The following is a 511-nucleotide window of genomic DNA, read 5'->3' on the forward strand; positions in this document are numbered from 1 at the left end:
GTCTGTGATTAAGTGAGCATTGATGCCGCCACTGCCTTTTGTCTCGTATTGTCTGATGCTGATGCGACCGAGTTTGTCGATCATTTTGCTGCGCATCTTATAAGTGATGGTTTTAGAGACTAGAGTGAACTGACGTCCTTGAAGGATGTTAAGCCCTTGGCTGACGGTACGCATCAAAATGACAAGTAATAGGGTTAATGCAATATAGCCGGTAGGAGTTTGCATTGAGGTTGGCAATAGATGGTTCATCATCTCAAGCCCAGATGCTGGCTTGTCGAGAAGTACCTCATCTACCATCAGTGGCATAAGTAGTGGGATAGGGACGCTAATTAATGTCGCGAGTACGGCGATGATGTTGGCAAACACCAATTTGGACTTGTGTTTTTTTACTTGAGTTATCAGCCAAGAACGGCTAATAGTGTCATCTGAATTGGTCATTTTAATGAGAATAAGTCCTATTTAGGTGGGTGGTCGCATTCTACTGTGTTCTCTTAATAATGGAAGTCTCAAT

1 pseudogene is annotated in these 511 nt (G+C 43.1%); it reads right to left on the minus strand.

The features are described from left to right. Positions 1-438: pseudogene (locus BCT81_RS16195) on the minus strand (ABC transporter ATP-binding protein); the annotation flags it as partial. Positions 439-511 lie beyond the last annotated feature (73 nt).

Source organism: Vibrio sp. 10N.261.52.A1 (genome assembly GCF_002876325.1).
Lineage (GTDB): Bacteria > Pseudomonadota > Gammaproteobacteria > Enterobacterales > Vibrionaceae > Vibrio > Vibrio chagasii.